General features: G+C 61.9%; 16 protein-coding genes. 15 read left to right on the forward strand and 1 reads right to left on the reverse strand.

What is annotated here, in order from left to right:
• Window positions 1–180 precede the first annotated feature (180 nt).
• The 13 genes from ACYQ1Z_RS15155 to ACYQ1Z_RS15215 all read left to right on the forward strand — a co-directional run bounded on the left by ACYQ1Z_RS15155 (window position 181) and on the right by ACYQ1Z_RS15215 (window position 11,568).
• Entirely contained in the window at window positions 181–1,122 is a 942-nt protein-coding gene (locus ACYQ1Z_RS15155) for a 3-carboxyethylcatechol 2,3-dioxygenase (protein ID WP_459793373.1), read from the forward strand.
• The gene (locus ACYQ1Z_RS15160) at window positions 1,119–1,979 is read left to right on the forward strand and encodes an alpha/beta fold hydrolase (RefSeq protein ID WP_459793374.1); all 861 of its coding nucleotides are present in this window, start codon (window positions 1,119–1,121) and stop codon (window positions 1,977–1,979) included. Before ACYQ1Z_RS15155 ends, ACYQ1Z_RS15160 begins: the two co-directional genes overlap by 4 nt.
• A gap of 5 nt (window positions 1,980–1,984) precedes the next feature.
• Window positions 1,985–2,779 carry a 2-keto-4-pentenoate hydratase gene (locus ACYQ1Z_RS15165; protein ID WP_459793375.1) on the forward strand — a complete coding sequence of 265 codons (795 nt, stop codon included), beginning with the start codon at window positions 1,985–1,987 and terminating at the stop codon, window positions 2,777–2,779.
• Complete coding sequence (locus ACYQ1Z_RS15170; protein ID WP_459793376.1) at window positions 2,772–3,224, forward strand: nuclear transport factor 2 family protein; 453 nt, start codon at window positions 2,772–2,774, stop codon at window positions 3,222–3,224. The genes ACYQ1Z_RS15165 and ACYQ1Z_RS15170 overlap by 8 nt, the downstream gene beginning before the upstream one ends.
• Window positions 3,221–3,973 carry an HpcH/HpaI aldolase family protein gene (locus ACYQ1Z_RS15175; protein ID WP_459793377.1) on the forward strand — a complete coding sequence of 251 codons (753 nt, stop codon included), beginning with the start codon at window positions 3,221–3,223 and terminating at the stop codon, window positions 3,971–3,973. Before ACYQ1Z_RS15170 ends, ACYQ1Z_RS15175 begins: the two co-directional genes overlap by 4 nt.
• A complete protein-coding gene (locus tag ACYQ1Z_RS15180; RefSeq protein ID WP_459793378.1) occupies window positions 3,970–5,613 on the forward strand; it encodes a bifunctional 3-(3-hydroxy-phenyl)propionate/3-hydroxycinnamic acid hydroxylase in 1,644 nt (547 codons plus the stop codon). Before ACYQ1Z_RS15175 ends, ACYQ1Z_RS15180 begins: the two co-directional genes overlap by 4 nt.
• Window positions 5,614–5,734: 121 nt before the next feature.
• On the forward strand, window positions 5,735–6,730 hold the full coding sequence (locus tag ACYQ1Z_RS15185) for an ABC transporter substrate-binding protein (protein WP_459793379.1): 996 nt from the start codon (window positions 5,735–5,737) through the stop codon (window positions 6,728–6,730).
• Between the two features lie 103 nt (window positions 6,731–6,833).
• The gene (locus tag ACYQ1Z_RS15190; RefSeq protein WP_459793380.1) at window positions 6,834–7,664 is read left to right on the forward strand and encodes an ABC transporter permease; all 831 of its coding nucleotides are present in this window, start codon (window positions 6,834–6,836) and stop codon (window positions 7,662–7,664) included.
• Entirely contained in the window at window positions 7,661–8,434 is a 774-nt protein-coding gene (locus ACYQ1Z_RS15195) for an ABC transporter permease (RefSeq protein WP_459793381.1), read from the forward strand. The genes ACYQ1Z_RS15190 and ACYQ1Z_RS15195 overlap by 4 nt, the downstream gene beginning before the upstream one ends.
• Entirely contained in the window at window positions 8,424–9,260 is an 837-nt protein-coding gene (locus ACYQ1Z_RS15200) for an ABC transporter ATP-binding protein (RefSeq protein WP_459793382.1), read from the forward strand. Before ACYQ1Z_RS15195 ends, ACYQ1Z_RS15200 begins: the two co-directional genes overlap by 11 nt.
• Window positions 9,257–9,952, forward strand: a complete 696-nt coding sequence (locus ACYQ1Z_RS15205) for a TetR/AcrR family transcriptional regulator (RefSeq protein ID WP_459793383.1) — start codon at window positions 9,257–9,259, stop codon at window positions 9,950–9,952. Before ACYQ1Z_RS15200 ends, ACYQ1Z_RS15205 begins: the two co-directional genes overlap by 4 nt.
• Window positions 9,949–10,662, forward strand: coding sequence for an SDR family oxidoreductase (locus ACYQ1Z_RS15210; RefSeq protein ID WP_459793384.1), 714 nt, complete (start codon window positions 9,949–9,951; stop codon window positions 10,660–10,662). Before ACYQ1Z_RS15205 ends, ACYQ1Z_RS15210 begins: the two co-directional genes overlap by 4 nt.
• A gap of 30 nt (window positions 10,663–10,692) precedes the next feature.
• Entirely contained in the window at window positions 10,693–11,568 is an 876-nt protein-coding gene (locus tag ACYQ1Z_RS15215) for a VOC family protein (RefSeq protein ID WP_459793385.1), read from the forward strand.
• An 18-nt stretch (window positions 11,569–11,586) separates the two neighbouring features.
• On the opposite strand, the gene ACYQ1Z_RS15220 is transcribed toward ACYQ1Z_RS15215, so the two are convergent.
• Complete coding sequence (locus tag ACYQ1Z_RS15220; protein ID WP_459793386.1) at window positions 11,587–12,291, reverse strand: GntR family transcriptional regulator; 705 nt, start codon at window positions 12,289–12,291, stop codon at window positions 11,587–11,589.
• Between the two features lie 125 nt (window positions 12,292–12,416).
• Between ACYQ1Z_RS15220 and ACYQ1Z_RS15225 the strand changes: the two genes are divergently transcribed.
• Together ACYQ1Z_RS15225 and ACYQ1Z_RS15230 are read left to right on the forward strand one after the other, a co-directional pair.
• Window positions 12,417–13,259: a fumarylacetoacetate hydrolase family protein gene (locus ACYQ1Z_RS15225; RefSeq protein WP_459793387.1), complete on the forward strand. Its 843-nt coding sequence runs from the start codon at window positions 12,417–12,419 to the stop codon at window positions 13,257–13,259.
• Window positions 13,260–13,279: 20 nt separating this feature from the next.
• Window positions 13,280–14,875, forward strand: a complete 1,596-nt coding sequence (locus ACYQ1Z_RS15230; protein ID WP_459793388.1) for an FAD-dependent monooxygenase — start codon at window positions 13,280–13,282, stop codon at window positions 14,873–14,875.
• The last annotated feature ends 14 nt before the right edge of the window (window positions 14,876–14,889 follow it).

Consider the following 14,889-nt stretch of genomic DNA (forward strand, 5'->3'; position numbering starts at 1 on the left):
TGTGCCCATTCCGTGAGGGGCGCTTCCACAAAAAGAAATTGAGGCTGGAACGCCCCTCTGACCAGTTTTTACGCCACCCACATCACGGAATACTTGGTTCAGGACTCTTGCTACTGACGAATCTAGAATCTACACTCTAGGGAAGGCCGGATGTGGCCGCCATCACTGAGAGGGAAAGCAATGTCGCTTGCGCTAGCCGCGTTGTCACACGCGCCATCGTTTGGAAACGTCGATCCTGGCGGAGAGATCTTCGCAGAAATCAATGAGACGCTTCGGGAACTGCGTTCATTCGTGGAGGACTTCGCCCCGGACGTTACCGTCATCTTCGGACCCGACCACTTCAACGGTGTGCTCTACTCGATGATGCCGCCGTTCGCCATCGGTGCGCAGGCTGTCGGCGTTGGAGATTACGGAACCGGCGAGGGCCCCCTCCCGGTCGATTCCGAAACCGCCAGGGAACTGCACGCGCTGACCATCGCACAAGGAATCGACATCGCGCGTTCCGAGCGTCTCGAAGTTGACCACGGCGTCATGCAGCCGCTGGAGTTTCTGTTCGGCTCCGGCTTCACCAATCCGTTCGTCCCTGTGTTCGTGAACGCGATCGGCAAGCCCCTTACCCCCATGGCCCGCATCCGCCTGATGGGCGAAGCCTTGGGTCGCGCTGCACAGCAACTGGACAAGCGCGTACTCCTCGTTGCATCCGGAGGGCTTTCCCATAACCCGCCGATTCCGGAGTACGACGGCGCGCCCGAGCCTGTCCAGCAACGCTTGGTCTCCTATTCACCGTCGAAGGAAGACCGGGCGGCTCGCGAAGGAAAGATCATTGAGGGCATCCAGGCCATCGCGGACGGTCGCGCATCGAGCGCGCCCCTTAATGAGGAATGGGACCAGAAACTGATGAAGGTGTTCCGTTCGGGTTCCCTGAGCGACGTCGACGGTTGGGACAACGACGAATTCATCGCCGAAGGCGGAAGCGCAGCGCACGAGATGCGCTCCTGGATCGCAGCCTTCAGCGCGTTGTCGACGGCGGGTGACTACAGCATGGTCGTTGACCGGTACTGGCCGGTCAAGACCTGGGGCGCTGGCTTCGGCATCACAGCTGCTATTCCCCAGAACGCATGACCGAGCTAACCATGTGGGGTGCGATCGCCGACCTTCCCCACACCCTTGAGTATGTCCAGATAGGGGCATGGCGGACGCGGGTACTGACGGTGGGTGCCGGCGAACAGACCGTGGTTCTCCTTAACGGCACCAGCGGGCATATCGAAGCGTGGACCCACAACATCCGTGCACTGGCGCAGGATTACAAGGTCATTGGCTACGACTACCCCGGGCATGGGTTTTCAACGCTGGCTGAAGCGGACCTGGAGATCCCGGACTATGAGGAGCACCTCTTGGAACTCCTCGACCTGCTGGGCCTGGAGAAGGTGCACCTCTTGGGCGAATCACTCGGTGGCTGGATTGCGATCAAGTTCGCAACACAGCACCCCGAACGCTTGCACACCATCGTCCTGAGCGCCCCCGGCGGCCGGATGGTGGGGCCGAAGTCCATGGACCGAGTCAGCCCGGTGAGCCGCAAGGCGGTGGAAGACCCAAGCTATGAAAACGTCAAGGCACGGCTCCAGGTGGTCATCCACAACCCCGAACAGATCACAGACGAACTGGTGGAAGTACGCCGTGCCGTCTACGGCCGGCCGGGCTTCATCACCTCCATGGAGCACATTATGGCGCTCCAAGTGCCGGACATCCGCGCACGGAACCAAGTGACCAAGGAAGACTACGCTGCCATCCCGGTGCCCGCACTGCTCGTATGGACGGACCACGAACCGACCGGCGGCGTGGCAACGGGCGAGACTTTGGCAGCAGCAATTCCGGACGGCGAGTTCGTTCTGATCCGCAACGCCGCCCACTGGCCACAGTGGGAGGACCCCGCGACATTCAACGAAAAAGCACTCGACTTCCTCCGCAGAAAGGCCTGACCCCGATGTCGGACATCATCACGGAGATCGCCGACGATCTCTACAAAGCGCGAACAACGCGCACCCCTATCGAGTTCGTGCGCCACCGGCTGCCTGAAAAGGACAAGGACGCCGCCTACCGCATCTCCGAACTCGTCACTCAGCAGCGCGAGGCCGCGGAAGGCCGCCGTCGTGTTGGCCGCAAGGTTGGCCTGACCAATCCTGTCGTCCAGGCGCGTGCCGGTGTGGACGAGCCTGATTACGGCATCATCCTCGACAACATGGTCTTCGAGTCCCCGGTTGAGCGGCCCTCGTCAGCGTACTTCCACCCCAAGATCGAAGCCGAGCTCGCCTTCGTCCTGAAGTCGGACATACTGACATCAGACCTCAAATCAGTGGAAGCAGCCATCGACTACGTCACGCCCGCAATGGAACTGGTCGACAACCGCTACCACAGCTACAAAATGGGCATCGTTGACACCATCGCCGACAACGCCGCCTGCGAAGGAGTCGTCACCGGAACGGTCCGCATCCCCTACGGCGACATCGATCTCAAGCAGGTGGAAATGGTCCTCTACCGCGGCGACGAAGAACTGACGCGCGGCGTCGGCGGCAATGTGATGGGCGATCCCATCAATGCAGTCCAGTGGCTGGCGGAAACCTCATTGACGATCGGCAAGCCCCTCCGTGCGGGCGAACTCCTGCTCTCCGGATCCATCGGCCTGATTATGGACTGGGACCCCAATGTCACCTACACGGCGAAGTACTCACACGGGTTCGGAGACGTCGTCGCAACACTGAAGGAAGGTACTAATGCGTAAGGTGACGGTCGAAACCCGCGTTGCCGTTGAAGCGCTCATAGCGGAGTTGCTGTGGCGCCTCGACCATGGAAAAGCTGACACTACCTGGGAGCTCTACACGGAAGACGCTGTATCGACCGGTCCCTTGGGGGACATGGACGGCCGTGACGCTATCAAGGCCTGGGGTGAACGCCGTGCCAAAGTCACTGGAGTAATAGGGCGCCACCTCATCGGCGGCATCCGCCTGGAATGGGTCGGCGAAGAGCTCTACGGTTGGACACAGTACCTGACGTTCCGAGACTCCTCGGACAACCCACTCATGCCTGCCAGTGTGGGCGAATTCCGGGAGGTCTACCGGGAAGTGGACGGGGAGTGGAAGATCGCACGACGCGAGATCAACCCCATCTTCGGCGGAGTAAACGCTGCCGCGCACGCAAAGCGCCTGACCGAAAGCGCCGCGAAGTGAAGTGGGACAGCCGCGGCGGACGGCCGCCGGCACTCTTGCACCAGGCGATTCCCTCCCTGTCCGTCACCGAGTGGGCGCTGGCCGCCGGCTACGACGGCGTGGTGGTGGACCTGCAGCATGGCGAAGTGGGATTGGAAGCAGCCTGCACCATGCTGCGGGCAACACCCCGTGACTCCGCCTACAGCTATGCACGAGTGGGAAGCCTGGATTCGGCTCCCATCCTTCGCCTGCTCGACAGTGGCGCGCGCGGAATCATCGCACCCACTATCGAGTCCGGTGAGCAGGCACGAATGCTTGTGGAAGCTACCAAGTACCCCGGTGTGGGCAACCGCAGCCTCGGTCCCAGCAGGCCTGCCTTATACGAGGGGGAGTCCTACACTGAGGCAGGGAACCGTGCGGTTTCCACCATCGCGCAGATTGAGACAGTGGCAGGCCTGAAGAACGCCGAAGAGATCGTGACGACTCCCGGCCTTGACTCCATTTACATCGGACCGGCGGACCTCGCAGTGTCCTTCGGCCTTCCGGGCAGGGGAGACTGGGAAGACGGCCCCGTCCACGAAGCCATAGTCCAGTTGTCAGTATTGACCAGGAAGCGCGGCGTCACCCTGGGCATCTATTCGGGCTCCAGTACTTATGCAGCGGACCTTCTTGACCGGGAACTCGTCGACTACGTGGGCCTCGGCATCGACCTCGTATTCCTCAGCCGTGCGGCACAGGAATCCATCAAGACCCTGAGGGGCACGGAATGAGCGACCGCAAGGACGTTATTATCATCGGAGCCGGCCCGGTCGGCTTGACGCTGGCCAACCTCTTGGGCAAGTACGGCGTCAGCACCGTGGTTTTTGAAAGCCGCGATGAACTCATCGACTACCCGCGGGCCGTGGGCATTGATGATGAGGCGCTCCGGACCATGCAGACCATCGGGTTGGTCGACAAGGTGCTGCCGCACACCGTACCGGATCAGAAAATCCGGATCGTCAACGGCGACCGCAAGGTGCTGGCGGAAATCAATCCCACGACGCGTGAGTTCGGCTGGCCTCGACGGAACGGCTTTATCCAGCCTCTGGTGGACAAGGCGCTGCTGGAGGGCTTGGCACGCTACTCCCACGTCGAGGTGCGTTTCGGTTGCCGGGTTGAGGCTTTCGAGTCGGATTCCGACGGCGTCACCGCCATGGTGAGCACGCCCACCGGTGAGGAGCGGGTAACCGGTAGTTATGTCGTGGGCTGCGACGGCGGCCGCTCGCTGACGCGCCAGCACCTTGGGCTCAAGTTTGAAGGCGAAACCCGATCGACGCGCGGACTCGTGATCGACGTCGCAAACGATCCCATCGGCACACCGCACGCGGTATTCGGTGGAGACCCAAGCCGCGGCTACGCAACGCTCAGCCTGCCCCACGGTATCCGGCGCTGGGAGTTCACGCTCTTCGAGGGTGAATCGGAAGAAGTGGCCCAGGACGATGCGTTCGTCTTCTCTCTCTTGGCTCCCCACGTGCCCGACCCCGCGAGCCTGAATATCATCCGCCGTCGGGTCTATGCCCATCATGCCCGCGTCGCTGAGAAGTTCCGGGTGGGACGTTTCCTGCTGGCGGGCGATGCCGCGCACGTTATGCCGGTCGTGGCGGGCCAGGGGTGGAACTCCGGCATCCGGGATGCCTTGAACCTGGGCTGGAAACTTGCAGCTGTTGTCCAGGGCAAAGCCAGCGACCACCTGCTTGATTCCTATGAAGTCGAGCGCCGTGAACACGTGAAGGCCATGGTGGCATTGTCGCTGAACATGGCAAACCTCGTCACGGACCACAACCGACTGCGCACGGCCGTCCGGGACATGGCTGCCGCCGTGGTGGACCGGCTCCCCAGAGCCCGCGCCCGCCTGAACAGCCAAGGCTACAAACCCATGCCAAAGTACGATCACGGCATTGTGGTTCCGTCCAAGCTCCCCACATGGAAGTCCTTGCCGGACAGGGAAGACGCGCCACGTACGGTCGGAACACTGTTCCCGCAGCCAACGGTCCGCAACGAGGACGGCAAGTCGGTCCTGCTGGACGACGCCACAGGACAAGGTTGGCGGGTGGTGGTCTGGAACAACGATCCCATGGCGTTCGTGAGTGAGGTCGACGCGGAAAAGCTTTCAAGGCTTGGCGGCGTCCTTGTCCACGCAGTGCCTGCTACGCAGCTGCCGTGGGCCAAAGCTGCCGCCGCGCCCGGGGTTCGCGTTGTGGGCGACGAAAGCGGAGTCCTGAAGTCCTGGTTCGACGAGAGGCCATTCTCGGCAATCATCGTGAGACCGGACCACGTGGTGGCCGCAGAGTGCGTCGCCCAAGAACTGAATGGCGTTTTGACGAAGGTGTTCGCGGCAGCCACCGTCAGTTTTGAAACGCAAAACGCATAAATTGCTGAAGAATGCATAATCCATTGACAAAGGCGTTATCGGTAAATATTGTTGCTGCAACTCGTCGATTGCGACGGCTGGCAAAGGCCCGCGCAGCATTCACTCAAGGGAGAGCGAATCAATGAACATCAAGAAAACCCGTGCAGCGTTTATCGGCGCTGCAGCCCTGGCCCTGGCGCTGAGTGGCTGCGCATCCGGATCGGTGGACGGCAGCGCCCCCGCTGCTGCAGGCAGCAACTCCGGGGAACTCACCAAGGTCAGCTACGGGATCTTCCCGTCCAACACCGTGGCAGCCTTCCAGGTTGCCAAGGACAAAGGCTTCTTCGAAAAGCATGGCATCGACCTGCAGCTGGTGGTGGGCGCAGGCAGCAGTGCGGCGCAGCTGCCGGCGCTGGCGACCGGTGACCTGGATTTCATGCTGGCGAGTCCGGTGACGGCGTTGACGGCCACCACCCAGGGACTTGATGTCCGAATCGTCGAGGGTGTCACCCAGAACGATCCCAAGATCGTCGAAGACTCCACCGCCGTAGTAGTGGGCGCCACGTCCACCATCAAGACCGCCCGGGACCTTGAAGGAAAAAAGGTTTCGGTCAACGCGTTGGGCGGTATCGGCGAGATCGGCATCCGCGAAGCAGTAGCCAAGGACGGTGGTGACCCGAAGAAGGTCACGTTCGTCCAGTTGTCCTTCCCGGAAGTTGCGGCCCAGATCGAGGCGGGTCAGATCGACGCCGGCATGGCAGGCTCTCCCTTCATCCAGCAGGTAGTGTCCAAGGGCGGCCGGGTGGTCAGTGACTTCATCCACGACACCGGCCTTGGCGCCAACGAACTGGTCTCCATCTCCAGCGGCAAACTGGTCGAAAACGATCCGGACAAGGTCAAGCGGTTCACTGAAGCCATGAAGGAGGCTCTGCCTTTCCTGACCGAGAACAATGATCTAATCCGTGACGCGATGCCGGCAGCCCTCGGCACCGATCCCGCCGCTGCTAAAAAGGCCCAGCTCTCGCTCTACAGCCCGGACGTCTCCCAGGACACCATCCAGTTGTTCGCGGATCTGCTGGTGAAGTACGGCATCGTGAACACTAAGCCCGATGTCGCCAAGGTGATCTGGAAGCCATAAAGCCGCTGTCGGGGCCGCTCCCCCCTGCGGTCCCGACAGCCCATTGACCACACAAACGAGAGCAGAACAAGACGTGGAAACGCAAACTCCAACCCTGAGCAGAGTGGCAGTGAATAAGCTGCCCACGCGGGAACACCGAGTGCGCCGTGCTGCCCAGTGGACTGCAGTGGGACCCTATATCCTGGGCATCGCCGGCATCCTGGCGGCACTCATCGCCTGGGAACTCTTCTCAGCCTTTGGCCCAGTCGACCAGCACCACCTGCCACCACCATCGGTGGTCATCCCTACATTCCTTACCAACTTCACCTTCACCCAGTTCTGGATCACCGTAGGTCAGACGATGTGGGCCTGGTTCCTTGGGTTGACCATCGCCACCCTGGGCGGTCTCGGGGTTGGCCTGCTCGTTGGCTCGAGCAGGTTCCTGCGCGCTGCGACACACACCACCGTGGAGTTCCTGCGTCCCATTCCAGCTGTAGGCCTGATTCCCCTGGCCGCGCTGTTATTTGGACCCCGCATCGGCGCCGAACTGCTGATTGTTGTTTACGGCTGCTTCTGGATTGTCATGATCCAGACGATGTACGGCATCACCGACATTGATAAGGTGGCCAATGACACCGTCCGCACCCTGCGCATGACGTGGGTGCAGCGGGTCCGGCACCTGGTGCTGCCTACGCTCCTGCCGTACCTGATGACCGGTATTCGCCTCGCCGCCACGGTCGCCCTCATCCTGGCGATCAGTTCCGAGCTCATCGTCGGCACTCCCGGAATAGGACGGGCGGTGGCGCAGGCCCAGCTGAACGACAACCCGGCGGCGATGATCGCACTGATCCTGACATCCGGTCTCCTGGGCATCCTGGTGAACCTTATTTTCCGCTTTATCGAGCGCAGGGTGCTGTTCTGGCACAGCTCGGTCCGTTCGGAGGTGGCGGCATGATCGTCCTCAAACGCCTGGGCATGTGGTTCGGCCTGCCGGCAATCCTCATTGCCATCTGGTGGGCCTCCACAGCCCAGGGAACCAACTTCTTCGTTCCCAAACCGGACAAGCTGGCCAACACGTTCATCAACGTCTGGTTCAGCGAGAAGTTCTACACCGACGTCGTACCCAGCATGGGCCGACTGCTCATCAGCCTTGCCATCTCCCTGGTACTCGGGGTGGTCTTGGGGATCGCCATCGGCCTCTCGCGCACCTTGCGCTGGTTCCTGGAACCCCTGCTGGAATTCATCCGGGCAGTGCCATCAACGATCCTCATCCCCGTGTTGCTCCTGCTCGTTGGCATCAATGACACGATGAAGATCACGGTCATCGTCCTGGGCTGCCTCTGGCCTATCCTGCTCAATACGATCGAAGGCGTACGGTCCCTCGACGAAGTGCTGAAGAACACGGCGCTCGTCTACCGGCTGCGCGGTTTCGACCGCATGCGCTATCTGGTGCTCCCCGGCGCTTCGCCGCTCATCATGGCCGGCATCCGGCATAGCCTTGCAGTGGGGCTTATCCTCCTGGTCGTCTCGGAGATGTTCGCTTCGACCGACGGCATCGGCTACTCCATTATTAACTTCCAGAACCGCATCGCGATCCCCGAAATGTGGAGCGGAATATTTCTCCTGGGGATCATAGGAGTGCTGCTTTCGGTGGTATTCCAGGCAATCCAGAAGCGGGTTCTGGGATGGTACTACGGTCTGAAGGAGGCCTCCAATGACGGCTAGCAAGTCTGATATCCGGCTCAGTGTCCAGCAGGTGCGCAAAGTCTACGGTGCAGGCATGCGGAACGAGGTGGAGGCCGTCCGGTCCCTGACCTTCGATCTCCACGCAGGCGAGTTCGCCTGCCTGGTAGGACCCTCCGGTTCCGGAAAGACCACGCTGCTCAAATGTATTGCCGGGCTCCTGGATCCAACATCCGGTGAAGTGGTACTGGACGGCAGGCGTGTCTCCGGGCCTGCAGAGGGCATGGCCGTGGTCTTCCAGGAATACAGCCGCAGCCTCTTCCCATGGTTGAGCGTCGAGGACAACGTCGAGCTGCCGCTTAAGACCTCCGGCGTGCAGAGGGCCGAGCGTAAGGCACGGGTCAAGGAAGCCCTTGAGGCAGTCACCCTGTCCCATGCTGCCAAGAGCTACCCGTGGCAGCTCTCCGGCGGTATGCAGCAGCGGGTGGCCATCGCCCGTGCTGTGGCTTCCAACCCCAGCGTCCTGCTCATGGATGAGCCGTTCGCTGCAGTCGACGCGCAAACCCGGGGAGAACTCGAGGACCTGGTACGGGAAGTCTGGAAGCGCTTGGACATGACGATCCTCTTCGTGACCCACGACATTGACGAGTCCGTATATCTGGCCGAACGCGTCCTGGTGCTGTCGAGCTCGCCCACTATAGTCCAGGCGGACATCCATATTGACCTTCCCGATGTCCGCAGCCAGGCTGACACAAGGTCCCTTCACCGCTTCGGCGAACTCCGCCACCAGGTGTACGAGGAGGTTCAGTTCGCCAAGACCAACCCGGGCGGCGAACGTATGTCCGCTCACGAAGGGTTGCAGGCATGAGCCCGCGGGCAGACACCGACGCAAGGAACAACGGAGGCGGCAAGCCGGAGGCAGGCAAGCGCCGCCGGGTCCACCAGTCAACGCCGGAAAACGAACGCGCCATCCTGGAAGCTGTGCTGCAACTCGCAGTGAAGGTGGGCTACGAGGGAACGACGATGGCAGAGGTGGCCCGCGTGGCCGGACTGCCGATCGGCTCGGTGTACTGGCATTTCGAGAACAAGGAAGGCTTGTTCGCCGCTCTGATCGACTACTGCTTCGAGCACTGGAAGACCCGCCACCGCGGACCGGAAAACAGGGCCATCCTCCGTACGAGTATCGCCGGTTCCGCGGCGAACTCCGCCGATCCGGCCAATGCGCAGGAAGCGTTTTGGATCATCGGTCTGCTCTTCGCGTTGGAGAAGCGCCTGGCGGGCAACGCGGCACGCCAGAAGTACCTGGAAGTCCGTGAGGAGATGTACGAACTCATGGTCGAGGCAGTGACGCCCGGGCTCCCGCCGGAAGCACTGGACGTCAAACCGGATCTGGCACGCAAGGTGGTCATGCTCGGCCGCGCGTTGACAGACGGGTTCTACATCTCGGCGTCGGCCGGCGACCAGATTGACTTCGCCGAGGCAGCAGAGCTCTCTGCCCTGGCCATGGAAAAACTCGTGCAGCACTACGCCGAGCTTGGTGCCATGGCAGAGCGGACATGAATGACCAAGTCCGCGTCGCACTGATTGTGGGAGGCGGACGCGGCATCGCGGGCGCAGCCGTCCGGGCCCTGGCGGCCGATGGATTCAGGATCGCCGCCATGTCCCCGTCCGGAAGTGCCATGGAACTGGCCCGCAGCCTCGGCGGGGTAGGGCTGGAAGGTTCCAACCGAGCCGTTGCGGATCTTGAGGCGATCACGGATCTGGCGCTGTCGGCATTCGGGCGGATCGACGTCGTCGTTAACAGCTCGGGCCATGCCACCAGAAAGCCGGTGCTGGAGATCAGTGACGACGAATGGGCCGAAGGCTATGAGCTGTACCTTCTGAACGTCATTCGTATGGCGCGACTCGTCACCCCGCATTTGCTTGCTGCCGGCGGGGGATCGATCGTCAACGTCTCCACCAGTTCACCCTTCGAACCCAACCCAAACTACCCGGTCTCGGGCACTTTCCGTGCCGCGCTGGGTTCCTTTACCAAGCTGTATTCCGACGAGTACGGTCCGTCGGGGATCCGGATGAACAACGTCCTCCCTGGCTTTACCAAGGAGGACCCCGGCACTGTGCCGGCCGAATGGACTACCCGGATACCACTGCGCAGGGCTGCCGCCACCGAAGAGGTGGCCAGCGTCATCCGCTTCCTCGCCAGCGGGCAATCCAGCTACATCACAGGCCAGAACATCCGCGTGGATGGTGGCGCGTCGCGCTCCGTCTAGGAGCCGGCACCTGAACGAAAGGCTTTAGCTATGTCACTTGGTGTGATCACCGAAATGGGTTATCTCGCTATGCGGACCCGCGACTATGACGAGTCGCTTGAGTTGGCTACCGAGGTCCTTGGCCTGCGTATGACACTCAACGACGACAAGCGGGCGTACTTGTCCGCCGCGGACCGCCACCACGAGATGGTCTATGTCAAAGGCGATGAAGACGGAATCGACCACATCGGCCTCGTTGCGGACAGCCCGGAAGGGCTTGAGATTATCCGTAAGCGGCTTGAAGCCGGCGGCTTCCGGATCCTCACCCGCAGTCCGTTGGAGCGGGAAATCGGAGAGGGCTTCGCGGTCCTCGGCCCGGAGGGCTACGTCTACCACGTCTACGTCGGCATGAAGGACCACCGGCACGGTCCGTCATCTTTTGGGCCGGACCGTTACGGCCACATCAATATCCACCCCCAGCACCCCACCGCCATGAAGGACTTCCTGGTGGAGTTCTTCGGTTTCAAGGTTTCTGACGTCATTGGTGAGGACTTCGCGTACTTCCTGCGGTGCAACCCCGATCATCATGGGATCGCCCTCATTAAGGGGCGTGGCTCCCTGCACCACCACGCCTGGCAGACGCAATCAATCGCGGACCTGGGCCGCCTGGGGGACAGATTGTTCGCCCGCGGCCGCCGGCTGATCTGGGGCCCGGTACGGCACGGCGCGGGTCATAACATTGCGGCCTACTACGTCGAGCCGAACGGTACCGTCGTGGAGCTATACACCGATTTGGAGCAGATCCACGACGTTGACCGTCCTCCCATTGAATGGGACCAGGATGACCGGACGTGGTTCAACAGATGGGGTGTCTACAACGGCGAGGACTTCCGTTTGCACGGGGCCTTTCCGATCGCGGTGGAGTAGGAACGGGCAGGGCTGCCCTTACTCCTTGGGCAGCCCGGCTTCGGAGGCGGCATGGAACTCGGCTTCTTCGATCACATCGATCGTGCGCATGTAGTGCTCACGCAGAAGCCTGGTGGCCGTCGGGATGTCACGGGCGATGGTTGCATCGAGGATTGCCCGGTGTTCGGCCTCGATGTCCCGGGACTGGGCCCGTTGGTCCGGTGCCGTCCAGAGGCGGTAGAGGGCGGTGGCCTCACCCAGGGTTGCTGCGAAGTCCTGCAGCAAGGGGACGGGGCAGGGCTCCAGCAGCTTTGCGTGGAAAGCCTGGTGGGCAAGGAACCATTCCACGGAGATGTGGTTCGGGTCATCGCTGGTCCGGCGCGGAGTGCGCTCCAGGCGGTGGTGAACGGCAAGGAGATCGGACTCCCAGGCCACATCGCCCTGTTCAATGGCAAGAGTGAGGCCGTATTCCTCTACGCGGCAGCGAAGTTCGCCCAGCCCGCGGAGTTCTTCCAACGTGTACTCAGCGATGAAGAAGCCGCGGTTGGGACGGAACTGCAGCAACTTCTCGCCGCCCAGTCGGACCAATGCCTCCCGGACCACAGTGGAACTGGCGCCGTACCGCTTGCTTAGTTCTCCGACCTGGAGGTTGGTGCCAGGCGCCCACTGTCCAGCAAAGATATCGGCGCGGAGCTTCCCCCGGATAACTTCGCTGATGCTTTCTGCGTTTGCTTGTCGTGCCATGACACAAGAGTACACGTACGCACTAAGCGCGTTGCAGTACATTATTGACCTAATAATGCATTCTCGATACAGTTCAAAGACCGGCGTGCCGGGAGGCGATGATGCCGGCACTAGAAAGGATTCATATGCGCTACGCGAGTTACCTGAACCCGGAAGGCAAGCCCACGTGGGGTCTTGAAACCAACGGAGAGCTGCTGGACCTTGGTCCCAGTGGCGCCAACCTCAGCCCTTCCCTGCAGGCGGCCATAGAGGAAGGCCTGCTGTCAGCTCCCTTGGAGTTGGACAAGGTTCCGTCCCAGCCGGTTGAAGAGACCACGTTCCTGCCTCTGCTGTCCACGCCTGGCAAGGTAATCTGCATCGGAGTCAACTACCGGAGCCACCGCGAGGAAACCGGACGGGAAGAGGTCGGGAAACCCACCGTCTTCGCACGGTTCTCCGACACCCTGGCCGCCCACGGCGCCGACCTGCCGATTCCCGCAGAGAGCTCCATGTACGACTATGAAGGTGAAGTCGCACTTGTGATCGGAGCTCACGCGGACCACGTAAAGCCGGAAGACGCCTGGAACTACATTGCCGGCTACGCCGCATTTAATGACTTCAGCGCCCGCGACTGGCAGCGTCACACGGGTCAGTGGACCCCGGGAAAGAACTTCCCTCTCAGCGGCGCTTTTGGCCCCTACTTCATGTCCGCTGAGGAAGTCGGTGACGTGACCGAACTCGTGGTGGAAACCCGGGTCAACGGTGAAGTCCGGCAGCGTGCCGCCGTCGCCGACCTCATCTTCGACATCCCCGCCATCATCGAGTACGTGACCGCGTTCACTCCGCTGGCTCCGGGCGACGTCATTGTCACCGGCACCCCCGGCGGTGTGGGACTCTTCATGGAGCCCCCTACATTCCTGGTCCCGGGTGACGTCGTCGAGGTTGAGGTCGGCAAACTGGGCACCCTTCGCAACGTCCTCGTTGCCTAGGGATGCGTGGAGGTAACACCATGGAGGACTTCGATGTTGCGGTTGTGGGGGCCGGGCCGGTAGGGCTGACGGCGGCGCTGTTGCTCGCCGACGGCGGTGCACGCGTTGTGCTGCTCGAAACGGCCAAGGCGCCGATGGACCTGCCGCGGGCCATCAGCATCGCTGACGAAACCTTCCGGACGATGGACCGGTTGGGCCTGGCGGAAGCGCTGAAAGCAGAATCGCTCCTCGGAACCGGCAGCCGCTACTTCGGACTGAATGACCGGCCGCTTGCGTCGTCCACGCCTGTTCCCTCGCGCATTGGGCATCCTGCGAAGTCGCAGTTCGACCAGCCGGTGCTGGAAGAACTGCTGTGGAACAAGGCCCGCAACCACCAAGGGATCGAATTCCTCGCAGGTGCCCAGGTAACTTCAATCAGCCAGGAAGCCGACGGGGTAACAGTCGGATTCGATTCCGACGCCGGTTCCGGCACAGTGGCAGCCTCATGGCTGGTCGGGGCTGACGGCGGTCGCAGCTTTGTCCGCGAGAACCTGGGCATTGATCTGGTGGGTTCCACCCAGCAGGAACGATGGATTGTGGTGGACCTTCTCAACGTCCCCGGAGCACGCGAACCCTTCGCCGAGTTCCATGGCAACGGGACACGTCCCTATGTCCTGGTTCCGGGAATCAAGGGACGCCTGCGCCTGGAGTTCATGCTTTTCGATCACGAAGATCCGGACGAGATGACGGCCCCGGAGAAAATCATGGAGTTATCCAGGCCTTTCCATCCGGAGCTCCGCACCGAAGACGTCCGGCGCGCCGTGGTCTATGTAGCCCATCAGCGGCTTGCCCGCACCTACCGTTCGGGCCGCGCCTTCCTGATCGGCGATGCGGCACACTTGATGCCTCCTTTCTCCGGACAAGGACTGAACGCAGGCCTGCGGGACGCGCTGAACCTGAGCTGGAAGCTGCTGGAAGTGCTCCGCGGTGTGGGCACGGACCGCCTGCTGTCCAGCTACGAGTCGGAACGGCGAACCCACGCAGCCAAGATGGTCAAGGTGTCGCGCCGGACGGGTGCCGTGGTCATGGCCGTAGGCTCGTTCCGGACAAACGTTCGGGATATTGCTTTCCGCATGGTCAGCCTGATTCCTGCCGTACATCGGTACCTGGGCTCCATGCGTTTTATCACGCCGCCGGATTACCGCAACGGTGTGGCCATCAAGGCTGGCCGCGACGTTGATCGTCGTGCGGCGGCATGGGTTGGTCTTGCCCTCAGCCAGCCTTCAGTACTGGACGAAGGTGGGCTGAGGGCGCCGCTCGACTCCCACCTCGGCAGAGGTTGGGCGCTCATCACGATTGGAGCAGCCAGCAGCGGCGCGACGCCGATCAACCAGTTCTGGACCTTGCTGGGCGTGTGCCGAATCCGGCTCACAGCCAGATCCCACGCGTCAGGCGGAACTGGTGGTGAGCGCCTCCTGGCGGACCCGGATGAGGTTCTCGCCATACCGCGGTTGACCGCACCTCACACTGTGGTTGTCCGCCCTGACCGTTACGTCGCTGCCGTGTTCACTGAGCAAAGTGAGACGGCCGTGATCCACAAACTGCGTTCATACGTCGATCCGCTGTCGCGGTCCTGACGAACCAAGGAGGA

It is taken from the genome of Arthrobacter sp. AD-310 (assembly GCF_054656615.1).